The organism is Aquimarina addita (genome assembly GCF_039539305.1).
GTDB classification, from domain to species: Bacteria; Bacteroidota; Bacteroidia; order Flavobacteriales; family Flavobacteriaceae; genus Aquimarina; species Aquimarina addita.
This window is the reverse complement of record NZ_BAABCW010000011.1, coordinates 1-26,151: the sequence shown is the minus strand read 5'-3', so window position 1 is coordinate 26,151 and position 26,151 is coordinate 1. Positions and strand designations below refer to the sequence as shown.

At 31.4% G+C, this 26,151-nt stretch carries 24 protein-coding genes; 22 read left to right on the top strand and 2 right to left on the bottom strand.

Going from position 1 to position 26,151, the window contains the following annotated elements:
* The first annotated feature begins 59 nt into the window (after nt 1–59).
* From ABD816_RS13610 to ABD816_RS13515, 20 genes are all read left to right on the top strand, one after another.
* Nucleotides 60–353 carry a hypothetical protein gene (locus ABD816_RS13610; RefSeq protein WP_344928240.1) on the top strand — a complete coding sequence of 98 codons (294 nt, stop codon included), beginning with the start codon at nt 60–62 and terminating at the stop codon, nt 351–353.
* Nucleotides 354–510: 157 nt separating this feature from the next.
* Entirely contained in the window at nt 511–1,758 is a 1,248-nt protein-coding gene (locus ABD816_RS13605) for a serine hydrolase domain-containing protein (RefSeq protein ID WP_344928238.1), read from the top strand.
* A 314-nt stretch (nt 1,759–2,072) separates the two neighbouring features.
* Entirely contained in the window at nt 2,073–2,504 is a 432-nt protein-coding gene (locus tag ABD816_RS13600) for a hypothetical protein (RefSeq protein ID WP_344928236.1), read from the top strand.
* 243 nt (nt 2,505–2,747) lie between these two features.
* Nucleotides 2,748–3,845, top strand: coding sequence for a serine hydrolase domain-containing protein (locus tag ABD816_RS13595; protein ID WP_344928234.1), 1,098 nt, complete (start codon nt 2,748–2,750; stop codon nt 3,843–3,845).
* A 275-nt stretch (nt 3,846–4,120) separates the two neighbouring features.
* Nucleotides 4,121–4,945 (top strand): TolB-like translocation protein, encoded by an 825-nt coding sequence (locus ABD816_RS13590; RefSeq protein ID WP_344928230.1) that lies wholly within the window; start codon nt 4,121–4,123, stop codon nt 4,943–4,945.
* 2 nt (nt 4,946–4,947) lie between these two features.
* Nucleotides 4,948–5,289 carry a hypothetical protein gene (locus ABD816_RS13585; RefSeq protein WP_344928228.1) on the top strand — a complete coding sequence of 114 codons (342 nt, stop codon included), beginning with the start codon at nt 4,948–4,950 and terminating at the stop codon, nt 5,287–5,289.
* Nucleotides 5,290–5,375: 86 nt separating this feature from the next.
* Nucleotides 5,376–5,996: a hypothetical protein gene (locus ABD816_RS13580; RefSeq protein WP_344928226.1), complete on the top strand. Its 621-nt coding sequence runs from the start codon at nt 5,376–5,378 to the stop codon at nt 5,994–5,996.
* A gap of 139 nt (nt 5,997–6,135) precedes the next feature.
* The gene (locus tag ABD816_RS13575) at nt 6,136–7,050 is read left to right on the top strand and encodes a GTP-binding protein (protein WP_344928224.1); all 915 of its coding nucleotides are present in this window, start codon (nt 6,136–6,138) and stop codon (nt 7,048–7,050) included.
* Nucleotides 7,051–7,349: 299 nt separating this feature from the next.
* On the top strand, nt 7,350–8,306 hold the full coding sequence (locus tag ABD816_RS13570) for an alpha/beta hydrolase family protein (RefSeq protein ID WP_344928222.1): 957 nt from the start codon (nt 7,350–7,352) through the stop codon (nt 8,304–8,306).
* An 89-nt stretch (nt 8,307–8,395) separates the two neighbouring features.
* The gene (locus tag ABD816_RS13565) at nt 8,396–9,103 is read left to right on the top strand and encodes a DUF1963 domain-containing protein (protein WP_344928220.1); all 708 of its coding nucleotides are present in this window, start codon (nt 8,396–8,398) and stop codon (nt 9,101–9,103) included.
* A gap of 162 nt (nt 9,104–9,265) precedes the next feature.
* A complete protein-coding gene (locus ABD816_RS13560; RefSeq protein ID WP_344928216.1) occupies nt 9,266–9,718 on the top strand; it encodes a nuclear transport factor 2 family protein in 453 nt (150 codons plus the stop codon).
* 172 nt (nt 9,719–9,890) lie between these two features.
* A complete protein-coding gene (locus tag ABD816_RS13555; protein ID WP_344928214.1) occupies nt 9,891–10,391 on the top strand; it encodes a hypothetical protein in 501 nt (166 codons plus the stop codon).
* Nucleotides 10,392–10,526: 135 nt separating this feature from the next.
* The gene (locus tag ABD816_RS13550; protein ID WP_344928212.1) at nt 10,527–11,012 is read left to right on the top strand and encodes a hypothetical protein; all 486 of its coding nucleotides are present in this window, start codon (nt 10,527–10,529) and stop codon (nt 11,010–11,012) included.
* 463 nt (nt 11,013–11,475) lie between these two features.
* Complete coding sequence (locus tag ABD816_RS13545; RefSeq protein ID WP_344928210.1) at nt 11,476–12,489, top strand: hypothetical protein; 1,014 nt, start codon at nt 11,476–11,478, stop codon at nt 12,487–12,489.
* Between the two features lie 6 nt (nt 12,490–12,495).
* Entirely contained in the window at nt 12,496–13,794 is a 1,299-nt protein-coding gene (locus ABD816_RS13540) for a YHYH protein (protein WP_344928208.1), read from the top strand.
* A 173-nt stretch (nt 13,795–13,967) separates the two neighbouring features.
* Nucleotides 13,968–14,993 carry an SH3 domain-containing protein gene (locus tag ABD816_RS13535; protein ID WP_344928206.1) on the top strand — a complete coding sequence of 342 codons (1,026 nt, stop codon included), beginning with the start codon at nt 13,968–13,970 and terminating at the stop codon, nt 14,991–14,993.
* Nucleotides 14,994–15,027: 34 nt separating this feature from the next.
* Entirely contained in the window at nt 15,028–16,593 is a 1,566-nt protein-coding gene (locus tag ABD816_RS13530) for a phospholipase D family protein (protein WP_344928204.1), read from the top strand.
* Nucleotides 16,594–16,739: 146 nt separating this feature from the next.
* Nucleotides 16,740–17,285, top strand: coding sequence for an isochorismatase family protein (locus ABD816_RS13525; protein WP_344928202.1), 546 nt, complete (start codon nt 16,740–16,742; stop codon nt 17,283–17,285).
* 110 nt (nt 17,286–17,395) lie between these two features.
* Nucleotides 17,396–17,980, top strand: coding sequence for a helix-turn-helix domain-containing protein (locus ABD816_RS13520; protein ID WP_344928200.1), 585 nt, complete (start codon nt 17,396–17,398; stop codon nt 17,978–17,980).
* Between the two features lie 349 nt (nt 17,981–18,329).
* Nucleotides 18,330–20,351 carry a peroxidase family protein gene (locus ABD816_RS13515; protein ID WP_344928197.1) on the top strand — a complete coding sequence of 674 codons (2,022 nt, stop codon included), beginning with the start codon at nt 18,330–18,332 and terminating at the stop codon, nt 20,349–20,351.
* A gap of 85 nt (nt 20,352–20,436) precedes the next feature.
* On the opposite strand, the gene rimO is transcribed toward ABD816_RS13515, so the two are convergent.
* Nucleotides 20,437–21,741: a 30S ribosomal protein S12 methylthiotransferase RimO gene (gene rimO / locus ABD816_RS13510; protein ID WP_344928195.1), complete on the bottom strand. Its 1,305-nt coding sequence runs from the start codon at nt 21,739–21,741 to the stop codon at nt 20,437–20,439.
* A 162-nt stretch (nt 21,742–21,903) separates the two neighbouring features.
* On the opposite strand from rimO, the gene ABD816_RS13505 reads away from it, so the two are divergent.
* On the top strand, nt 21,904–22,995 hold the full coding sequence (locus ABD816_RS13505) for a serine hydrolase domain-containing protein (RefSeq protein WP_344928193.1): 1,092 nt from the start codon (nt 21,904–21,906) through the stop codon (nt 22,993–22,995).
* Between the two features lie 461 nt (nt 22,996–23,456).
* Here the strand turns inward: ABD816_RS13505 and ABD816_RS13500 are convergent, their stop codons facing one another.
* Nucleotides 23,457–25,136, bottom strand: coding sequence for an amidase family protein (locus ABD816_RS13500; protein WP_344928190.1), 1,680 nt, complete (start codon nt 25,134–25,136; stop codon nt 23,457–23,459).
* A gap of 248 nt (nt 25,137–25,384) precedes the next feature.
* Between ABD816_RS13500 and ABD816_RS13495 the strand changes: the two genes are divergently transcribed.
* On the top strand, nt 25,385–25,957 hold the full coding sequence (locus ABD816_RS13495; RefSeq protein WP_344928188.1) for a hypothetical protein: 573 nt from the start codon (nt 25,385–25,387) through the stop codon (nt 25,955–25,957).
* Nucleotides 25,958–26,151: the final 194 nt, after the last annotated feature.

Genomic DNA, 26,151 nt, shown 5'->3' with positions numbered 1-26,151 from the left:
AACGAATAATAATAAAATGCATTTATTTAATAGCTTTTTTAAGTATCGCCCCGAACTTAATGATTTTTTCAACAGTTTATGAATTAAAAAAAGAAGCTGAACTGAAAAGTTATTTTCACAAATTGTCGTGTGAAAATTATAAAAAACATTTAGAGAATTCTGATAATAAGATTTTTGTAATATCCACAGGTGGACTTGGATGTGATATTGAAGGAACAAAAAGAGAATACTCTAAAAAATATAATATTGATGTTATTGTTGATTGCCAAGGTTGTCTAATATGGAATTCTGACAGATGTAAAGAAAAAGTAATCGAGGACTATTTAAAAAAAACAATGGATAATACTATGTAAATTCTATGCTTTTAGTGCTTAAACAAAATTGGTTTTTGTAAATTCAAAAACTTTATAAAACCGAAAAGCTCGTATATGAATTCTACTACTATTTATTCACTAAACGAACAAGAACAAAAATCGGTAATACTAATAAATTGTTTTAAAACACAGAATAATGAATAAAATACTACTATTACTTTTAGGATTTTTATTAATCACTTCCTGTAAACAAAAACCAAAGACTGCAAAAGAAATTTCAGACCGCCAACCAATAAAGGATAGTCTAACGATTGAAATTAACAAGTTAAACAAAAACTATTTTAATGGATTAGGAGTTGCGATTGTTGATTCTACTGGTTTCTTGTACAAAAAAGGATTTGGATTTGCAGATGTAAAATCTAAGAAACCTTATACCGAAAACACACTACAACCCATTGCTTCTGTTTCTAAGACATTTATTGGCTTAGCATTAATGAAAGCTCAAGAAAAAGGCCTTTTACATTTAGATGACCCCGTAAATAAATATCTTCCTTTTAAAGTTCAAAATCCACATTTTCCAGATATTGATATAACCATAAGACAATTAGCAATACATACCTCATCAATAATTGATACTGAAAATTATATGAGTAAATCTTATATCTTAAAAGATAAAATAGATAGCTTGTCAATGAAATTAGAGAATATTCCTCAAAGTTTTAATCCTAATCACACCAAAATTACTCTTTCTGAGTTTTTAAAAAACTACTTATCTACAAATGGAAAATGGTATCATAAAAATGCATTTACAAAGAACAAACCTAGTCAGTTTTTTGAATATACAAATGTTGGTGCCACACTATGTGCATATATTATTGAGATTGTATCGAATACGTCATACGCGGATTTTACGACTGAGCATATTTTGAAACCTTTACAAATGTCTAATTCGGGTTGGAGCTATAGAACTGTCAATTTTGAAAACGTTTCAACCCTATATTCTGATATAGAAAACGAACTACCATATTACTCATTAATTACATATCCTGATGGCGGATTCATAACAAATCTAAATGATTTAGGAAAATACTTGACTGAATTGATTAAAGGTTATTCTGGTAATGGAACAATCCTCACTCAAAAAAGTTATAAGCAACTTTTTAAAATACAATTGACTGGTGAAAATTTTGCAGAAAAAAGAGACAAAACAAATCCCTATGATGACGAATATAATTCAGGTATTTTCATGGGCTTTTCTTCTTTTAATAATATAGGTCACACTGGTGGAGATCCTGGAGTTTCAACTTTAATGTTCTTTAATCAAAAAAATAAGATCGGGCGAATTTTATTTGTAAATACTAATATTCAAAACCAAGATGGATTTAATTCATATTTTGGAATTATGAACAAATTAGATGAATATTCAAATAAATTAATTGAATAAAAGCTTGCGCTATGATACTACCAATCTTTAGAACGTGGTAACGTTATTTATAAACTTTTAAGAAGCCATTTTTCAAGATGTAAGACTAAAAAGGTTTTCACTCCACTTTTGTATAAAATCTAAATCCAATAATTCTATAATGAACGATAAAATTATGACTTGGAAATCCATTCGATAACTGAACCTGGTAAAAAAACTTTTTGATTTGGGTTTATCAACAAAAACATGAAACAAAATAAAAAGATTTGCCTAAATGTTTAATCGGAAATTCATTACTTTTAATTCCCATACAATCTATAGTCTAAACTTTTGTGATGAAAAAAGTAATTATAATAATCGTAATATTAATAAATTTTATAAGCTGTAAAAAGTATGATAATGATTGGGAATTAATCAATTCAAAAAAAATAATTCCTGAAATATTCTTCTCAACTTTAGAAAAAAATAATAAAAACTTTAAAATAGCAGATTTTGATGAAGAATGGAATTGTTGCTGTAACATAATTGATGTATCTCTTTCCACGCAAAAATTATTATATGTAGGAAAAAAAAGAGATCTATGGAGAGTTGTTTATATGCAAGGTGGATATGGAATTAATTATGCCTACAATGAATTTCAGATAAAAAATGATTCTCTTTATAACTTAAAAATTGCAACAACATTATATAAAATTGATCATAGTAAAATGATTGATTATTTTCTTAATGATAAAGATACAGAGTTAATCAAAGTAGATGCTAGATAGAAAAAACTTTTCCTAATCGAATTCTAACTTCATCTAATGTGTCCTTCCTTATTGAGACTACAGTATGACTATATTCTAATTGATTTTTGGCTTATTTCAGGTTCTTTTAAGCGTATTTATTATCTTTTCATATTATATAGAAATAATCCGTAGTTAACTTAAAATAAAAAAAATTACGTTGTGTTAATCCGAAAAGTTATCATTTTATCCCAGGTTATGTTTTATACACGAGATCTTTATATTATGAAAAAAAAGATAGTAATATTAACAATTTTAGCGGTATTGGTTAATTTATTTTGCTTTGGACAGAGCACCTATAGCTATTCCCAACCGGAAGAGCTTGGGGATGGATGGAAAACGGAAAATCTAACATCACTAAATATTGATACAACATTAATTTATAAAGCATTCAACCAAATAAAAAACAGAGCAAACAAAATACATAGTGTTTTATTGATAAAGAATGACCGACTCATTATTGAGGAATATTTTAAAGGACATTCAGCAGACCAGCCTCACGACCTTCGTTCTACCACAAAAAGCATAAGGTCAATTTTATTAGGAATTGCCATTGAGAAAGGATTTATTGAAGACATCAACGACCCAATATCAAAATATATCAAGAGTCATATACCCAAAAAGAATCTCGATAAGAGGAAAAATAACATTACCATCAGAAACCTCTTAACTATGTCAAGCGGACTTGATTGTAACGACTGGAACAAAAAATCAAAAGGACAGGAAGACAAGGTCTCTAAAAAAAAAGATTGGCTTCAATATACTCTTGATTTACCAATGGTTAATCAACCAGGAGCGGTATCAAATTACTGCTCAATGGGTGTAGTTTTAATCGCAGAAATAATAAGTCAGGCATCAGGAATGACAATTGACAAATTCGCTGAGAAATATTTATTCAGTCCTATGGGAATTGACAATGTAAAGTGGGGACATACGTCAGATAAAGAAATTATACCATCTGGAAAAAGATTATATATGACCTCTAGAGATATGGCAAAAATTGGACAATTGTTACTCAATAAGGGGAAATGGAATGGAAAAACAGTCGTGTCAGAAAATTGGATTCAGGAATCAACTACACCAAAAACCAAAATTACCGGAATTGATTATGGTTATCTTTGGTGGAACATTCCATTTAAAGTAAACGATAAAGTTGTTGTCTCCAAAACTGCAACTGGAAACGGAGGTCAGTATATTATGATTCTTCCAGCGTTGGATATGGTTGCTGTATTTACCGGAGGAGCCTATAATTCTCAGGATGATAAATTACCTTTTGCAATGTTGAATGATATATTCCTTCCTACATTCAACATAGAAAAATAATAATGATAAAATCGTATATAGAACATAAGACGTTTACGTTCAACCGTAAGTTCTGAGAATATTAACAAAGTCACCAACTATGAAATTTAGTGTTTTTAAAATTGAAAAATTGAAAAATTGAATTGTGACTCCATCAAAAAGAAAGAGCCTCTTTTCTGCCTAATTATTTTTATAAGTACTCTATGATATTAATTAGAGAAATGAACAAACTCAGAATCATCTTACTATTTACAATTGTTGTCTTAAGTTGTAGGCATGAAAATAATACTACAAAAATGGAATTTTTAACCAACAAAATTCCAGATAAAACACCTTTTGAGTTTATGCAAAATTTGGTTCCTGATAACAAACTTATACATAGAGGAATTTTTAGTCCTAATTTAAAAGAATATTATTATACTATTTCAGATAAGAGTTTTAAGAAATTTGAAGTTTTTGTAATAAAAAATAATAACAAAAATTGGTCTGAACCTAAGAAAGCATTTTTCAGCAGTTCTTATAACGAACATGGAATGAGTTTTTCACCTGATGGAAATTCAATCTATTTTAGTTCTACCAGACCGACAAAAATTGATGGCGTTTTTGAAACCTGGCATATTTGGAAATCCGAAAAAGTTAATGGAGAATGGAAAAAACCTATTTTTGTGGATATTCCAAACTTAAGACAAAAATTAGTTTCGCATCCTACAGTGACAGAATCCGGAACTCTATACTTTCACACAAGTAACTTGGATTATAGCGAAATGAATATTTATCATTCGCAACAAGTAGACGGGAAATTTATAAATGCAGAAAAAACTACAATTTCACTAAATCCCGAAACCGGAACATGCACTCCATATATTTCACCTAAAGAAGACTACTTAATTTTTGCTTCAATAGGTCACGAACTCGATTTAATGATTAGTTATAGTGACGGTAATGGTGGGTGGACAAATACAAAAAAACTAAATAATCAAATCAATAATAAGGGACAAGGAAATCCATATGTAACACCTAACAATAAGTTCCTCTTTTTTACAACTGGCGAACATTTAGATAAAGGATGGAAAATTAAATGGATCAATATAGAGTCTGAAATAAATAATAACCAATTCTAACATTGCAAAACTCAGATCTAAAAATTAACTTTGATAAAACAGAGTTTATTCCTTATGGATGTGGACCTTCAGTACATGCGATCTTCAATGTTAAAAATAAATCCGAAACTGAAACTTGGTTTAAAACAGATGTAGCTGACCTATCCTCTAATGAGTATACGATCTTCTATATTAAAGAACAGAATGGAAATCTCAATGTAAGACATGGAATGTGTGCAGGAGCATTCAATTTTAGTAGAGAAGGAAGGTACAAAGTTAGGTTTTCTCCAATGAATATCGATGGAAAATCATTATCAACTACAGACTGGATAACGTTTGACAGTCTATATTCAAACTTAAAATAGAACTACAGCAAAATTATATATTACAATATAGTTACCATTTGGCTTAGTAACTTCATTATATTTAACTATTATTATTAATAAACAAAATGAAAAACAGATTACTAATTTTAATGTCTTTGCTATTACTTTTTTCTTCTTGTGGAGTTTTATTTTTTAGAAACATTACGTGTAGAGAATACAAATTAGATGCTGAACAATTTTGGTTTCAAGGAGATGTACTATCTGAATATGTTTTTGTTAACAAATCTTCTAACATGGAAAAGAAATTTTATCTTAGAGATAAATGGATTTCTCATAGAGAAAATTATTTTTCGGACTCGGGATGTGATTGTCATGATATGTCTTCTCAACTTTTAATAGGAGAAAAAGATTCTATATGGATGGTTAGTGACTCTAGATATATCGAAAAAAATATTCCTACGACAAGAGAATCTTTTGCTTTCAAATTTGATAATACTAAAGATATTTTAAATAATGAAAACTCAGTGATCAGTTCAGGATCTATTATCATTGGTGAAGCAGAGATTGAAACTAAGATATTTATAAGTGATTATGGAGGTAGCAAAACCAAAATTACTGTGGGAAAGGGAATTGGACCTATCAAAATTGAATTATCCAATTCTGAAATTTGGGAAATGAAAGGAATAAAAATTGAAAAGATGGCTCCTAAGAGTGAGTATAGATATATGAATAATTATTGCAATTAAGAGGTGCTAATATCTTGTATGAAATCTGAACAAAATTTAGTATCGAATCAAAGGATAATTTTTTCTTACAATAGCGCTAAATTTTCATGAATTAAATAACAAATAAAAATACTAGACACTAAGTTCTACTTTAAAGAATATGGAAGCTATCATCACTATTGTCGGTTTTTTAGGAGCAGGAAAAACAACACTATTAAAACACTTAATAACCAGTTATATTGATAATGGTTGGAATCCTTTTGTAGTTTTAAATGATTATGAAAACGCAAACCTTGACACTCTCCAACTGACTGATAAGCTGGAACCAAAATGGATTAGAGCACTTACGGGTAGTTGCATTTGTTGTACTGGTATACATGAATTGAGAAATTATGTAAATCGCATTCCTGCACGAACTAATGGGATCACTTTAATTGAAGCTAATGGTACTTCTGATGCTTGCTCTTTAATGGAGTTTTTATGTGTTGGACTACATGATAGATTTTTACCACCTATCCAGATATCAGTTGTTGATGTTACAAATTGGCAAAAACGAGAAGAATTTAATGAACTAGAATCAAATCAGGTTCAAGTATCTTCTTTAATTGTCCTTAGTCATATCGAGAAGCAAACAGTAGATAGACAAGCATTAGTTGTTAGAGATCTAAAAAAGCGTAATCCTTTTGCTAAGATTATAACAATGAAAGATATTGATATCATGCTTGTTTCAGAACTCAAACCGTCTAAAAATATGGCTCAAAAGCTTGACCATCAAAAAGCACATTGGTCTTCTTGTTCTTGTGATTTACCAAATCTCCCCAATCTAAGTTGCATTTATTATATCTGCCAAACATTGCCGAAAAGTATCCTAAGAGTAAAAGGTTGTGCTAAAATTGGTAATGAAAAAAGTTATACTTTTTTTGAGCGAAATCCGGATGGAAAAGTATTTGTGAGACCTTTTAATGGTATACCAATCACAGGTCCAAAACTACTTACCATTGGACCACAGAGCAATCTTCTTATGCTCAAAAAAGTAATCGAAGAAAGCCTCACTAATACAGAGTTTAGTTTGTAATAAAATAAGAATATGCGTTTAAACATAAAAAACTATAATAAAGCTTCTCATAATGAGTACAGGTTTGATTCTCAATCCTACAATCTATACTATGATTATGTCTAAAAAATCTTTTAAATTAATGACTATGCTCTTATTTTGTATTTTGTTAATTATAGTTGTTCGGTGAGCTTTGCTATAAAAAAAAATAAAACAAAGTGAAAAGTTTTGGATATGTGTTTAACTTTAAATTGAGTATGTCTTTGGTTCCTTGTTAACCTTATATAAAAGCGTTATTTCTCAATAAAATAATAGTAAATATGAAATTAAAAATATTGACAATTATATCTTTTTTTTATGTTGGTATTTATTTTGTTGGTGCACAAGATGGCAAAATTATCGAAAAACAAAGAATGATTTTAAGCGATTCTACGGTCGCTAAAATTCAAAAAGCTGATTCTGTATTAGCTGTAGCTCTTAAAAAAATCGAATTTTACCGTATCACCTATTTATCCGATTCCCTGAAAATTAAAGGGTTTATCGCTAAACCAATTGGAACTCAAAGTTTTCCTTGCATAATTTCTAATCGAGGAGGTTCCGGAGAATTTGGTAAATGGAATGAAATTGGTGTTGGCTTCTTTTTGGGAAAATTAGCAAGTTGGGGTTATGTTGCAATAGGTAGCCAATATCGGGGTAATGATGGTAGTGAGGGACAAGATGAAATTGGTGGTAAGGATTTGAATGATGTTTTAAGTTTAGTCAATAGCCTAAATGAAATAAGCAATGCCGACACCTCAAGAATAGGTATAGAAGGTGCAAGTAGAGGTGGTATGATGACCTATCTTGCATTAAAAGAATCATGCAAATTTAAAGCAGCTGTAGTTCTTGCTGGTGCTGCCAATGCCTTTACACACTTGGTTAACAGGCCAGATTTTGAAGAAAATGTTTATGCAAAATATATTCCGGACTATCATAACAATAAAGAAAAAGAACTCAAAGCACGATCAGCAGTTTTCTGGGCCGATAAGATGTGTAAAACCACACCTCTATTAATTATGCATGGTAGTTCAGATTGGCGTGTTACTGCTGCAGAATCTCTTGAGTTAGTAAATGAACTTTATAAATATAAACATCCGCTACGCTACATACTTTATGAAGGAGCAGATCATAGAATAAGTGAATTTAGAAATGACTATTTTTCTCAAATGAAAAACTTTTTTCAGCACTATTTAAAAGAAAATAATAATCTTCCTAATATGGAACTGCATGGCAGATAGATCAATCTACCACGATTTGATCTATTTTTTTAATACTTTTTTAGTATGTAATGGCACTATATAAGAGATGTAAGTTATAATCACATAAAATGACGATAAAAGAAATTCAAAATAAAATAGCTAGACCCATAACTAAATTTACTACAGGTGGTTTTAGACCAGAAAACACTATAGAAGAAAGTTGGATTGGAAAGGTTTCTGTCTTTAAAAATGATGAAGAAATACCGATTGATAAAAATGGGGATTTAATGATTTCTCTTGGGCAACTTTACATTCCTAATCTTCCATTTATTCATAAAAATATACAAAATACGAAAGTAATAACCGTTTTTATTTCCAAAGAGTTGCCTAAGTGTTTAGAAAAAATGGGAGATCGTTGGCTAATAAGAGAATACAAAAATCTTGATGAAATAAAAATTAAGAATTTGAAAAATCCAACATCTTTCTTAAAACCGTTTCCTCTAAAATCTGAATTTATTAAAAAAGATTTTCCTATCTGGGATGGTGGTGGATTATCAGGAGAAATGGAAGATGAAATAATCAAATTAGAGCGAGAAGGGATTATTAGAAGTTATTATGATATAACCGATCATACGTATGAACATAAAATCGGTGGTTATCCTTCTTTTTGTCAACCTGGAATCGGAGATTCTGATGGATTTGGAGAAGGTTTTGAATTTGTTTTTCAAATTTCATCTGATGAAAAAGCAAATCTAAATGTCGTAGATAGTGGTAGCTTAATGTTTGCAAAAAACAAAAAAACTGAAGAATGGAGTATCTATTATGATTTTTATTAATAAAAGACTACTTGACATGAATTAGCTAGCTGCTGCGTAAAGTGATAAATAATACGAGTTACTAAGACCTATAAAACAATCATTTTTATAAATCACTGATGACAGTCTTAAACACTATTTCTTATATGTTTCTCCCTATAACATATCTTTAAAAGATCAATCATGAAACAATATTTTATATTTACCATATCATTATTTTTCCTCTTGACTTCTTATGTTAGAGGACAAACTAAACAGGACTCCTTAGACATTAAACAAGTTGCATTGGATTATATCGAATCTCAGCACCAGGTAAAACCAGAACAATTCGAGCGATCTGCTCATCCAAGGATGGTTAAAAGGACTTTCTGGACAAATAAGAAAACAGGGAAAGAATACTTGAGAGAAACATTTACTGACGCCATGATTTTGCTTGCTGAAACCTACAATATAAATAAAGATAAATTCCCAGAAGACCCAAAAAAAGAAGTGGTTATTCTTGATATCTATAATAAAATTGCTTCAGTAAAATTAATTGCGGATGATTGGGTTGACTATATGCATATTATAAAACTTAATGGAGAATGGAAGCTTGTGAATGTATTATGGCAATTTAATGATGCTAAAGAGCATTAGACAAAGTGTAGTAAATTTAGATCAAAAAACAATACGACAGGAATAGATGAATATTTTCGGTAACACAAAAAATCTATAAGACATAAGAAAAGTACTTATTCTTACTATTAGAGAAAGCTAAAATAACTACCAATTGAGATAATGTCAAACTATAAAAACCACAATAGTCTTAATGAACCAACACGATAAAAGAATATATAATCTCGGATATATTAACGGATGGTTGGCTAATATGGCCAGAATTAATGATAAAACGAATCATGGATATGATTTTAGATTGACAAAATTTGAAAAAACTGATCAATCTTTAGAAGAACAGTTAAGTGTAATATTTGATCCAATTTGTACATCATTTAATCTCGAAAAAATAAAAAACCCTAGAGAATATTTAATTAAGTCAATGTTAGAATATTGGTTTTTTGAATTTCAAGAAAAACCATTTAGTAATATCTTTTTATCCGATAGAAAAAATAACTTTTCATTATCAGATGACGACTGGAAAAAAGAATGGGTTGAAGAATTTTTAGAAGTACTTCTCTACACAGTTTCCAGTGATGAAACTTATCATCTTACTGTTGGTAAAACAAAAGGATTCTATGTCTGCGCCAGTTCTGAGATAATTTTTGTAAATAAACAAGAAATATTTCATTTACATTTTTCAGTAAGTGACTGATAAAATGTAAGATAATAACATGTAAAAAACTAAAAGTTATTTATCTTAAATTAAAAAGAATATGCCCATATTGAAACTAGGAGAAAAATGAAAACAAGTTTATTGCCACAACAATAAACACGTAATAACTAGAGTATGAACAAAAAGCAATACCTAAAATCTCTGGAAGAAATAGGATGGTTTGATTATCCCCAGAACGATCGGGATCAGATCATAAACAAAATAAATAAAAGTGAAAATAATTACCATTTAGACTTACATCATTTCTCTTTTTTTATTGATGATTTCCGCTCAATAGAAGACTATAAAAGTTTTATGAAAGAGCTCAAAGAAATTGGTGGAATAGCGTTTCAATCTGCTGAAATCAGAACCAATGAAGATGAAAATTCCATCAGTCTTAAGGTCCATATGGGTAAAAAAGAATTTGAAATGAATTTTGACTTAGATGAATTTACCATAATACCCCAGATTGAAGAAAATTTCAATGATTTGTTTGCAAATTTTGAAATTGATTCACGCCTTTTCTGGCTACCATTAGAAAGTGAAATATTTTTCTATGCTTTGATCCCTTTTGAGTTATATAAGAAAGCAACCATAAAGGATATGATTCCTATGGAGTAAGCTTATTGTAACCACCTTAAAATGAATAACATGAATTTGCTTGTGTGGTCTTGTTTGATATTTAAAAAGTATTCTATTTAAATTTTCATTTTTTGAACTCATAATAAGATTTATTCATACTTTCTTGGATTTGTATAATTCAAAGTTTTAGCCCCTTTCTACTTTGCTTTTCATAAAATTGTAGTCTCTATTAATAGTTTTTGAAGTTGCATGTTGTTTCTTATGTATGCTTATATTTATAACCGCTCATTAGCGATCATATTGCTGAAAATAACAAAAAAAGCCTTACTTGCTATTCATTCATTAATTGCATCATTAAAAACATAAAATAATTGTATTTTTAGAAAGTTTTACAATATACACTCTGTATGCAGGTGTTAAGTGCTTTGTTAAAACTCACTACTTTTCACTTACATATTAACTATAGCCTAAGATTTGGCGATACTATAAAAATGTATACCTAATGAAAAATTCACTTACTTTACTAACCATATTATTAATCTTTAGTTGTGGTAAAAATAAAACTAAAACAACAGAAACAGAGCTTACAAGCAGTCAGGAAACTGTTACTTATAAAGGAACTGCGAGTATTACCCAAGGCATAGCTTCAACAATAGCTGAGAATATATATACTTGTGAACGCGGACGAAAAACTGATATAGGAGAAATTACCTCTACGGACGGTAAAAAATGGACAGTACCCTCTCTAACCAATTATACAAATACTGATTTTCCATTTGCACCAGATTTATTTAATTCCTGCGAAGGTAAAAATTATGCAACCTCAGAAGAAGCATTATCCGATTATGATGATTCTAAAATTATAGAAATTGATGAAAATGGAGCGCTTTTTACAGCCTATATTTTTGCTGATAATTATTTTGAAATGTTTGTAAATGGTATTCCAGTAGGGAAGGATAAAGTTCCCTTCACAGAATTTAATGCCAGTATTGTAAAATTTAAAGCCAAAAAGCCATTTACCATTGCTATGAAGTTAGTAGACTGGGAAGAACATCTAGGTGTAGGTTGCGAACCTAACAGAGGTAAATCTTTTCACGCTGGAGATGGTGGAATGGTAGCTGTTATTAAAGATGATCAGAATAATATTATCGCTACCACTAATGAAGGTTGGAAAGCACAGACCTTTTATACAGCACCTGTTACCGATTTAGATTGTGTATCTGAAGATGGAACCTACCGCTATTCTCAAAATTGTAATACAGATGGAGGTCAAGACGGGTCCTCATTTTACGCCTTACATTGGGAACTTCCTAATTATTGGATGAAAACTAATTTTGATGATGCTAATTGGCCAAATGCAACCACATATACCAATCAGACTATTGGGGTAGATAACAAACCTGCATATACCAACTTTACTTCTATTTTTGATAATTCAGAAAACGATGCAAAATTTATTTGGTCGACAAATGTAGTTCTGGATAACGAAGTTATAGTACGATACACCATAAAATAAATATCAATGAAAAAGCTGTTATTTTATTTGCTTGTTTTAATATTCCTTAGTAATGCTTTCGCTCATAACGGAGGACACGGTAAACCTACAGTAATTTGGAAATTTGTAAATAGTAATAAAACTATAACAGCAGATTTTATAAAAAAAGAGGGCGAAACTGTTTTTTTAAGAAATGAAGATCACAAAATTTCAACATTTAACTACAATACTTTTGCACAAGAAAGCCAACAATATATATTAGACAGAACTCACTGGGTTAATAATAAAAACAAACTTCAGAATGCGCAAAGTACGCTGTACAGTGATACATCAATTTGGTTGATTTTATTAGGTATAACATTACTCCTATTTTCAATTTTTATTATAAAGAAAAAAATAAAATTACTGACTTTTAGCCTTTTAGGAATGGTATTAGTCATCTTGGGCTGCAAAAACGCCAATACTACAAAGGTTTCACTTATGGCAGCTAATAATATTTCATTTTTGGAATCTGTTTTTGGTGTTTTTGATAAAATAAGTACTAGATATGATGATCAATATTTTTATATAGAATCTGATGGTATTCCAGCGCACGAAATGATGACGGGCATTACCAACTGGCAGCAACAAGTTCCTATCAATCACGATTATACTGGCAATAATGCCTGGGCAATACCTATACAACCTGAAGTATCTGAAAACCCTCTTTCAACAAAAGATAATTTTATGAAAGGTGCTATTGCAATTGCTGCAAATGGAATTCCTATCTTCAACCCACTCAACAATCGTGGTGAAGATGCAAATGCTATTGGAGAACTTGATAAATGGGGTGGACATTGCGGAAGGGCTGACGATTATCATTACCACTTAGCTCCTACGCATTTACAATCCAAGGTTGGTCCTGATAAACCTATCGCCTATGCGCTAGATGGTTTTCCTGTGTATGGAGAAACTAACCAACAACTTGATGAAAATTTAGGAAGGTTTACCTCAGATAGTACCTATCAATATCATACAATAAAAGAATACCCTTATTTAATTGCTGCGATGAAGGGAAAAGTAAAAATAAACCCTGAAACTGTGGCTCCTGAAAATGAAATAATGCCACAAGCAAAAACTAAAGGCGTTCGACCAGATTTGAAACCATTACGTGATGCAGAAATTGTTAATTTTACGAATCCCGAACTCCACCAATACAGTTTGACATATAGAATTGATTCTTTAAAGTATATCATAAATTATGGATGGGATAATAGTGGAAAGTATAATTATGAATTTGTAAATCCTGATGGAACAATAACAAAAGCTGAATATAAAAGGAAATAAATAGTATTTCTTATTACAGTCTTACAATAAACTTTTATAACTGAATGAAATATAAAAGTTTAAATTAATATTACTATAAGAATTATACACTCTTCCCAAAGTAATTGTATTAACTAAAGTATATCTGTATAGTAGACAATATTGTATCATACCAGACTATGTTAATGACTCATATGAAAAGTACCCGTACAAGATTAAATACAATACAAATCTTAAATCTACTCCTCCTCTTTTGCATCATTTCTCAGGCACAATCTCAAGACTCAAAAACATATCGAGTGATCGCCCGTAGTGGTTTAACGGTAAGATCTGCACCAGATATTAATAGCAAAAAAATCAATGTCATCCCTTTTGGAACAGAAGTTACCGTAAAAGATAAAACCACCGTTCCATTTGAGGTGAATGATAACGGATACAAAATTCTGGGAACGTGGTTTTCTATTCAAAATGATTCTTTATCAACACAGCCCTCTTATGTTTTTAGTGGGTTTCTGAAAACCATAGATGAAATAGCAAATTCTTATAAAGGTATTCATACGCCTAACAAAATGTTTGACCGATTCCACGGAGTATATCAATTTAATGAAAAGGTCAATGGCATCGTTATTCTGGATGCTGAAGAATATCTCAATATTTCTGATATCGATTTTAATAATTATATATCTCAAGAAACTGAAACTAATGAGGATATATATTACAAAAATACTTTTGTAACATTATATAAAAACAAAAAAGCAACCCGGGCTTTTAATCATCTTCTCAATGAAGAGTTTTATGTTTATTTTGAAAAGGGTGCTCAAAAAATTAAAATTATTAATATTTTATTTTACCCTAGTGAGTGTGCAGAAAGTTTTGTTGTATTAGAATTAGATCCTTTTATCTCCAATTCCTTGGGAAAACCTATAATGGCTTCTAAAATAAACCTGGAACTTACCTATGCTTCTTTTTTAAAAGAAGCCGCACATTATAATTATCTCACTGATATACGTAAATTAGGTGCAGATTGTGGCTTTGCTAATGACAACGGACATATTCAGCTCTTTGCCAAATATAAAGAGTATTATTTTGGATATCGCAATGACCCTGATATTACAGCTATTTATATAGAACCTTACAGGCAAATCATACGTTTTGATCAACAGGAAGTAAACATCCAATATTCGAGTTTTCTCGATTTATTTGGCTGTCCCTGCTTATAGACGGTTACATTTTTTAATTAGTATTTCATTATATATGACAACACAAAATACATCAAGCGAGATTGCAAAAATGACAAACTATCTAACCTTCTTTTTAATATGTATTCTTTTAGTTTCCTGTTCGGATAAAAAAACAAAGCTTCCTATCCCAAATAAAGATTTCTGCTCCAGTATTCATAGAAATGATACCATCAGTTTATCAAAGGAGTTAGCTCCGTTTACTGATACCATGAAAAACAAAACCGGAGTATATGTATTAGAAGATGGTGGTGGTTCTCTCGTCACCCGTGCTTGGTTATGTGAATATGCAGAAAAGACAATCGATATTCAATATTTTATTTTTTCTACTGATAATGTTGGATTGATTGCTTGTGACTATTTAGTTCGAGCAGCAGACAGAGGTGTTAAGGTTAGGATACTTGTAGATGATATTATGGTAGATGCAGGTATACAAGATATACTTGCATTGGATTCACACGAGAATATAACTATCAAAGTGTATAATCCCGGAGTGAATCTGGGTAAGAATATAGTCAGTAAAATTGTTAAATTCACTACTGATTTTAGAAATGCTAATCAACGAATGCATAACAAAACGTTTACAGTAGATGGTAAAATAGTTATAACCGGTGGTCGTAATATTGCGGATGAATATTTTGACTATGATCACGAGTACAATTTTAGAGATCGCGATGTTTTATTAGTAGGGCATGTCTCAAAACAAGTTACCGCATCTTTTAATACCTTCTGGACTCACCCCCTTAGTGTTTTAACAGAGAGCTTAGTAGATCAACAAGATCAGAAACAGGAGTCGCAAAACTTTGACCGGTTACATCAATACGCCTGTAACCCAGAAAATTTCTGGCCACAGGTACGTTCTAAAATAGAAAACCTTCCTGTAGCAATTCAAAATATAAAAAATTCGGGTTCATTACTCTGGACAGATAAAGTTTCCTTTGTATCCGATATACCTGGAAAAAATGACGGATCGGAAGGACTCGGTGGTGGTGGTCGCTCTACAGAGGCATTAGTTAAACTAGTAAAAAACGCAAAAGCAACCATTGATATCCAAACCCCGTATTTAATTACGTCAGAAGTAAGTCAGAATCTATTTAGAGAAGCCGTACAACGTGGGGTAGAAATCAGAATTCTTACAAATAGTCTTGCATCTACCGATAATGTAGAAGCTTTTAGCGGCTATCAAAAAGATCGAAAAAAATTATTAGAGACTGGTGTCAAGATTTACGAATTTCGACCAGATGCTGCAGAAAGCACCAAAATTATGACTGGCGAATTAAGAGCAACTTTAGAACATAAACCACTTTTTGGTCTTCATGCTAAGACTATGGTGGTTGATGGAATCACAACAGTTATTGGAACCTTTAATCTTGATCCCAGAAGTGCTAATCTTAATACAGAATGCCTCGCAATTATACATTCAGAAGAAATTGCAACCACCGTACTAGAAGGTATGGAAGAAGAATATAAACCTGAAAACTCTTGGGAGACCACCCTAGAATCAAATCCAGATGATAAAGTAAGTACAATAAAACGTGTTAATACCTGGACCCGAAAAATACTTCCTAAAAGTATTTTATAATTCTTTTTTGTTAATTTTTGTTACTTCTATTCATATAATGAAAATGAACTATACTAAGTACAGAAAGCCCAAGTATCGTTATACAGATATGGTATAAGAAGATAGTAAGTTTACCTTAATCGCTTAACCTATATACATTATAATATATGACCACTTCAAAAGCACTCCTGATTATAGATATGCAAAAAGGTTCTTTTATACCACAAACTCCTAGATTTGATACTACAGGTATTGTACAAAGAATAAATCAGTTATCATCATTATTCAGAAAATCTAATTTCTCAGTGATATATATACAACACGATGGCACAGCTACAAATGAATTTATACCAAACACTACCGAATGGGAAATACTAGATGAATTAGAAGTTACAACTCAAGATATTTTTATAAATAAATATGCTAATGATTCTTTTTATAATTCTAACCTACAATCTAAATTGATAGAATTAGATTGTAATGAATTATTTATCACAGGATGCGCTACAGATTTTTGTGTAGCATCCACAATTCAATCTGCTTTGACTAAAGATTATGCGATAACTGTTGTAAAAGATGCTCATACCACTGGAGATAGACCACATCTTAAAGCAAATCAAATAATTGAACATTACAACTGGGTCTGGCAACATATGATTCCAACCAAAGGCGCCATACAAGTAGTTGATTTAAAACAGATTGAACTATCTTAAGTTTTTATTTCTACAATTTTTCTTCTTAATTTCCGTTATGAATTGGTAAACCTATTACAACCTATTACAACCAATAATAAAACATTCAACCACTTTTTACTAATAGTCCCATGAAGATTATTATCAAATATATGCTTAGCAACCACGCGAAAGCAGAAGTAACCACTCTATTACAAAAAATGAACCTCAACCCTACCCTGGTAGAATTAGGTGAAGTATTAATTAGGGAAAAGGAGCTTACGTTAAGCAAACACTTAGAATTACAGAAAACACTAAGAAGTAGAGGTTATGATCTAGTAATAGATAAAAAACTATTACTAACAGAAAAGACAAAACAGGTGATTATTGATATGATACATCATTCCTCTGAGTTATCAAAAATCAAACCCTCGGATTATATTAGTGAGAAAGTAGGAATGCATTACACCGTTCTTTCAAAAATGTTTTCTAAAATAAATGACTGTACTATCCAGCAATATATTATTCTCCAAAAGATCGAGCGAGTAAAACATTTATTGATATATAATGAACTGACCCTTTCTGAGATCGCCTGGAAGCTTCAATATAGTAGTGTGGCTCATCTATCAGGGCAATTCAAAAAAATTACAGGACATACTCCGTCTGCTTTTAAAAAACTAGAACATAAACAATTACAATACCCGATTGACATAACAAATAATAGAAAGGGGTTTTAAAGAAATGAAGTCTTTAATCAAATATGTAATTTTATGTCTGATTTATGTAACATCTCTTCTTTTAAAAAAAAATATTTTTGTTTTTCTAAGTACAGCTATTTTAAGAGTCTATAGATAAACTCAAAAATGGTTTAGGGCTCAAATTTCTCCCCCCCAGCCAGACTTTAATGGTTTTTATACATATAATTTATTATGCATTAACCATTAATGAAGCATGTGCATAAGCACTCGTATACATTTGTGACATACCACTACAGTCTCCGGCTGTAATGGTATGAATAGAATCGAATGAATACATGTTTAACATATAATCAACTTAAAAAATTATTAATTCTAACACAAACAAATCATGCTTAACAAACTCACACTTCTCACTAGCTTGGGATTACTTTGTTCCTTACTATTTACAACAGACGTTTTGGCACAACAACCATCTAAGAGTGCTATCGGAAATTACCTGGCTGGTAGTACCAACAATGATGAGGCACTAAAATCCAATCGTAGACGATCCAGAGACTCCAGAACACCAAGAAGTCGTAATGAACAGTTTAGATCAATCAACGGCACTAATAATAATACAACCAAAAGAAGTAAAACTACATGGGGTGCTGCAAATACTAATTTTTATAGAGAATTACCTGCTGACTATGGGATATCAGATCCTAACAATGCCCTAAATAGTGATCATCGTCCTTCTCCAAGAGAGATTTCAAATTTAGTCTGTGATGAGCCTGTTACACAATTTAATGTTCGTGGTTTAAATACCATGCTCTATTTTTGGGGACAATTTATTGATCATGATATGACATCAACGCCTGCTGGAAACACAGAATATATGCCCATTGCATTACCAGAGGATGAACCACTTTTTACGGAAGCAATTCCTTTCTTTAGAAGTGATTATGATATTGTTAATTCTAAAAGAGAACAAATTAATAATAACACAGCTTTTCTGGATGCTTCTGTAGTATATGGTTCTGATACCGAAAGAGCAACTTGGTTAAGGAGCTTTACCGATGGCAAACTAAAAACATCAGAAGGCAACTACCTTCCATACAACACATATACTGGAGAAATAACAGGAGATATTGATCCGGATGCTCCAGAAATGGATGATATTGATGGAACTACCAAAACTTTTGTTGCCGGAGATCATAGGGCATCAGAAAACACAATTTTAACGGCGATACAAACCGTGTTTCTTAGAGAACATAATAGAATATGTGACCAATTAATTGAAGAAGGTTTTAGTGATGATGAAATGATCTATCAACTAGCTAGAAAAAAAGTTGGAGGAATTATACAAGCGATTACTTATCAAGAATTTTTACCCGGATTAGGTATTGATTTAAAAAGATACAGGGGATACAAGAATGATGTACGACCAGACATTATGAATACTTTTGCTACCGCTTCATACAGATTCGGGCATACGCAAGTATCAGATGATGTAGTTGTAGTTGATAATGAATGTGAAGAATTAGGTCCAGGTGAATTCGAACTCGTAGAGGCTTTTTTTAATCCTGAACTTTTTGTAGCATACGGACCAGAAGCATTTTTGAAAGGTGCTACCGTGCATAGACTCTATAAAACAGATACAAAAATCAATGATGTTTTAAGGAATTTTCTATTTGGAAACGTAGAGGATGAAATACGTTTTGGTATTGATCTGGGCAGCTTAAATATTCAGAGGGGTAGAGATCATGGATTACCTGATTATAATACTGCAAGAAAATATTACACAGGTAGAAAAGCAGAAAGGTTCTCGGATATTTCGTCAAATGATACGGTAGCTACTAATTTAGAAACGCTATATAATGATATTAACCATATTGATTTATGGGTTGGTATTCTATCTGAAGATCAGTTAGAAAATTCATCAGTAGGAAAAACAATGCACAATATGCTCGCTAAACAATTTGAAAACCTTAGGGATGGAGATTTTTATTATTTTGAAAATGATCCTTTTTTATCCAATTCACAAAAAAGAAGCATAAAAAACACTACACTAACTGACGTCATTCATCGCAATACAACATTAACCAGTCTATTTGCCAATGCCTTTGAAATGGATATATGTTTTGGAGATGGAGTTCCAGAAGATTTTGCAACAAATAAAGCCGCTAATAATATTGCAGGTATTTACCCCAATCCTGTAGATAATGTTCTTCGTATTAATTTTTCTGAACCTTATAAATCCGGGACAATTCAATTATACTCATTATCAGGAGCTCTAATACAAAGCCAGCTTCTTGATGGTTCTCAACAAAATTTACAATTGGACTTAGCCAATATGGAATCAGGAATCTACTTACTTAAAACAAGGACTGATAATAATCCAGAATATGTACAAAAGATTGCTAAACTATAGAGAAAGTTTATAAAAAGAATCTCAAATTCTAAAAATGCCTTGATATAATAAAAATCAAGGCATTTTTTCTATAAAATTGAATCAATTAGTTTACTGGTTCGCCATACAAATCAAAATCTTCAGCTTCATATATTTTAACCGTGGTATAGTCTCCTGTCTTTAAATAAAACTTAGCTGCATCAATCAATACTTCATTATCAACATCTGGTGAGTCAAATTCTGTTCTACCTATAAAATAAGGACCTTCTTTACGGTCAATAACTACCTTAAACTCCTTCCCTATTTTTTGCTGATTCAGTTCCCATGAAATCTGTGACTGAATATGCATAATTTCGTTAGCACGCTCCATTTTTACATCTTCTGGAACATCATCTTCCAGATTAAATGCATGTGTATTCTCTTCATGAGAATAAGTAAAACAACCTAAACGTTCAAAACGCATTTCACGTACCCATTCTCTGAGCGTTTCAAAATCTTCTTGTGTTTCCCCGGGATACCCTACAATCAATGTGGTACGAATTGCCATTTCCGGAACTGCCTGTCTGAATTCTTTTAATAATTTAGTGGTCTTTGCCTTAGTAGTACCCCTACGCATAGATTTCAGAATCGGATCAGCAATATGTTGTAGCGGAATGTCTATATAGTTACAAACTTTTGATTCTTGCTTCATTACTTCTAAGACTTCCATAGGAAACCCTGTAGGGAATGCATAATGTAATCGTATCCATACAATCCCATCTACTTTTACTAATTCTCTAAGCAAATCTGCCAACTTTCTTTCTTTATAAAGATCAAGACCATAATACGTAAGATCCTGTGCAATCAATACCAGTTCTTTAACTCCATTAGCTGCTAACTTCTCAGCTTCTAGAACTAAATCCTCTATGGGTGTTGATTTATGAGTACCCCGCATAATTGGTATTGCACAAAAAGAACAAGGACGGTCACACCCCTCCGCTATTTTTAAGTAAGCATAATTTTTTGGAGTTGTTGTTAGTCGCTCACCAATAAGTTCATGTTTATAATCTGCACCTAATGCTTTTAACAGTCCAGGGAGTTCTGTAGTCCCAAAATACTGATCAACATCAGGGATTTCCTCCTGCAAGTCTGGCTTATAACGCTCCGACAAACAACCTGTCACAAATACTTTATCCACAACACCCTCTTGTTTCTTTTGCACGTATTCCAGAATTGTATTGACAGACTCTTCTTTTGCATTAGCAATAAAACCACAAGTATTGATTACCACCACATTTCCTTCTTCTTCGTGGACCACTTCTTTGTTATTTGCTTTCAATTGCCCCATCAGGACTTCACTATCATACACATTCTTGCTACAACCAAGAGTTACAACATTGATTTTATTCTTCTTTAACGTCTTTGTTCTCATAACATTAGGATAAACACACCTGGCATCCGACAGGGGCGTGCAAAGATACAATGAATCACCAAAGTAGAAGCATAAAAATGGATAAGTATCTACCTATTTTTTCCTTTTATTAAACCTTTTGTATCTTACTACGTCTAAATCTACCTAAATACTCTATACCTTATGAAAAAAATTAGTACACTCTCATTTTTGATTATACTTATAAATTTTTCATGTTCTAAGGATACGGTAGCAGAGGATGATTTTATAAACAGTCCAGATACAACCGGACTTTATTTCCCTCCTATCAGTTCTGATGATTGGGAGACAATGACGATTACAGACTTAGGGTGGAATACAGAAGCAGAAAAATCGCTTTATGATTTTCTTGAAGAGAATGACACCAAATCTTTTATTATTCTAAAAAATGGTAAAATCGCAGTGGAACAATATTTTAATGGATCAGACATAGATGACTCAAACCCTTGGTTCTCTGTAGGAAAAACACTTACCGCTTTTACAATAGGGATTGCACAACAGGAAGGTTTATTAGATATCAATAGTAGTTCTTCAACCTATCTTGGAAACGGATGGGCAGCCATTACATCAGAGCAAGAAAACGCTATAACAGTAAAACATCATCTTACAATGACTACAGGATTAGATTATTCTGTTTCTAATAATTGTACAGATCCTGACTGTCTCACATTTTTAAATCCGCCGGAAGATTTTTGGTATTATCATACTGCAGCCTACACCCTTTTAACTGAAATGGTCGCTAATGCAGCTAATCTGGAATATGCCACTTATTTTGATACCAGATTAAAAAATAAAATTGGCATGAGTGGTAATTGGGTTTCTCTGGGATATGCAAACGTATATTATAGTAATGCCAGAAGTATGGCACGCTTTGGGCTATTAAACTTAAACAAAGGGAACTGGAATACTACAGAAATCTTAACCGATCAGAATTATTTTACAGAAATGACAACTACTTCTCAGAGTTTAAATCAATCATATGGATATCTATGGTGGTTAAATGGTAAATCCAGCTCCAGGATACCTGGCTCAACAGGAGAGTTTTCTGGTTCATTGATCCCAGATGCCCCTGATGATATGATTGCAGGTTTAGGGTTAAACGACCAGAAATTATATATCGTACCGAGTCAGAATCTAGTAGTAGTACGTATGGGTAATAGTGCAGGTCAGGATGTTTTAGGTCCTTCTAGTTTTGACAATGAATTGTGGATCAAGATCAATGCACTTATTCAATAACCCAGAAATCAAATTACTATATTATATAATTTTAGAAGCACACTCATAGAGTGGAACACTTTTAAAACTATTAATAGTACTTATCCATCGGGGGGCGAATTTGATTAATAGTTTCAAAAGCGATATTTCCATCTATGATTTTAAGTATAATAACAGATGATAAATTTCTGTCATACTAATTGTATTGGTGTTTTTAACCAGGTTATTTCAACAAAATTTCTATTCTCTACATTAAATTATGATGTTACTAAAACATTTATTTCCATAGAGTTAAATCGATATTAAAGATAGATTTTTTATTTTAAATATTGGCATGCTAATCCATGTAACATCCTAAATGATTAAAATAAGAATAAATCCATTAACAAAGTACTAATTTTGAGTTAGTATCTTTTGTTTTTTATAGCTTTATGCTTCAACTTATTACAAATTTTGTCATTTTTCTATCGATAGTTTAAAATCTATCTGTACTTCTCAGGAGCTTTTCTTTTGTTAGATATTTGCTCATATGCATATCCTAATTTTAATAATAAAGCTTCAGAAAAAGGCTTTGTAATAAAAGTAAGTCCTTTTGGTTCTCCATCTGTATCATATCCCATAGGAACGGTTAATGCAGGGTACTTAGCCATTGCCGCATATCCTGCATGGTAATTATTAATTGATAATATTGCGTGTAAATTGTATTGCTTCATAGAGGTATCAAAATAAGCTCTGGCCTTTGTCTGTAGATCTTCTTTTATCTGCACCATCTCTCTTAATGAAGTTTCATCCTTAACAATTCCTTCTAACAAACCCTGACCATAAGGCATTCTATTAATAGTATCCAGAAGGTTATATGATACTATATCTTCAACAGTTTTAATTTCCTTTATAGTATTTGCATATTTTTTAATATACTTTGGCAAATCTCTTTTCATATCAAAATTCAAAACCTGTAAGAAACCTGATAACTCCTCATCTTTTGGTGAAATTTCTATAATTACACCTCCATTATTTTTAATTTGTTCTACAGCATTAGCGTATAAAGAATCTACTAAAAGCTCTTTAATAACTCCAAATTTCATCTTCGTGATAGTACCTTGTGTTGTGGCAGAGATAAAATCACCCCCCATAAGTATAGAACTAGGATCCATTACATCTTTGCCTAACATAGCACTAAATAAAATAGCAGCATCCATACTACTTTTTGTCATAGGCCCTGGTGTATCAAGTGTACTGGATATTGGCACAATACCAGATCTGCTTAATACACCTATTGTAGGTTTAAGACCAACTACAGAATTCTGACTGGAAGGAGATAGTATTGATCCACTGGTTTCTGTACCAATTGCGGCTACACAGAAATTAGCTGCTACTGCTACTCCACTCCCCGAACTAGATCCTCCGGTTTCAAAAATTAATCTTCCGTAAGGATTCAGCGTTTGACCACCAATAGCACTGTATCCAACAGGGCAACCTTCACAGAAAAAATATGCCCATTCACTTAAATTTGATTTTCCTAATATTAATGCATTTTTATCTTTTAATTTACTAATAATAAATGCATTCTCTGTAATATTATCCTTAAACACAACTGCACCGGCAGTCGTAGGCATATCCTTAACTCCAATATTATCTTTGACTAAAATTGGCATCCCATAGATAGAATTGATATCAACCCCTGAAGGACCTAAAGAATCTAAATGTCTTGCTTGAGCAATAACTTTAGGATTTAGAGAAATTACTGAATTCAACGACAAATTGTTATCACTTTCGAATTTTCTAATCCGATAGATATAAAACTTTACTAAATCTTCGTAGGATAATTTACCTTCTTGAATACTCTGCTGAATAGATGGGATATCCTTTTCTAAGATTAGTGCTTTCATCCTCATATGGTCCTCCTCAGAAAAATATTTCAACTCTTCATTCAGGTGATTCCATATATCATTTTTATCTCTGATTCTGGAATTTATTAATTTCAAATGCATTCGTTTCTTTTCCAAATTCTGTGTAGCCTCCAGATCGGTTGTTTCGTCATAGGCCTTCCAGACAACCTCAGGTTGCAACACTCTAACTTCCTCAATCGCTTTGACCTCTTTATCGCGTTTACAAGAAATAAAAATTACTATAATGCTTACAATAGATAGAATTGATTTCATAAAACGATTTTATATTTTTAGTTACTTTTTTCTAACCCCCACCAATTATCTGATTGATGAACTGAGCACCTATACATAATCCATGTTACATCCTTTTGCAGTTGAAAGCAGAAAGCTATCTGCTAAAACTAACACGTAATCTTAAAGAACCAAAAACAAATTGGTGAAAATTAATTTATTAGCTAAAATTAATAAATTGTGATATATTTTACATTAAAGAATTAAGGATAATAACACAATTAGTTCTTATGATCAAAAAAATAAGTTTAGTACTATACGTTTTAATTATATCAAGTTGTTCTACTGAAGTTTCAAAATCTCAAGCAGCATCTTTATTTAATACTCATTTTGATAAAGAACCTTACTATAATTATGTAAGAATAAGTAAAGGATTGATTGAAATAAAGAAAGACTCAAAGAAAGATAATTTAAAACTAGGCGTATTCAAAAATTTAGAAACTGAAGGTCTCATTAAACTAAATCGTATAGAATCGACTAAGAGTGGTAGTTCTACTTTTTATAAGATTCATTTTTTAGATAAATCAAATAAATATATCGTTGATTTATCAGATAAAAAACAAGGCAAAGATCATCTGTTAAGAAACACAATTGTCAAATTAATTAGTGCAGAATGGAAATTTGACAAGGTTATAGACATTGAAAACCATCCAAAAACAAAAGGCGCAAATGCGACTGTGTTGTTCAAAAAGACTAATGCTAATCCATTTGATGCTTTTGCATACAATACGTCTGATACAGAAAGAGAAGAATCTATAAAAATCCGTCTGAATCTTGATAACCAATATGTTTGTTGTGATTAATTCTCTATAACACTCATTAGGGCATCATAGCAACCTCATCGTAAATACTTTTTATATGGTTTTTATAGGTAGTATCTCACCAAGTGTGTAAAGTTTAAAATACGGAGGTCGCGACCTCCGTATTTTATTTTTTATTAACTTTAAATTTTATGCACTTATGAAGAAAGAAGATTTCATTACCGAGGATTTTTTGA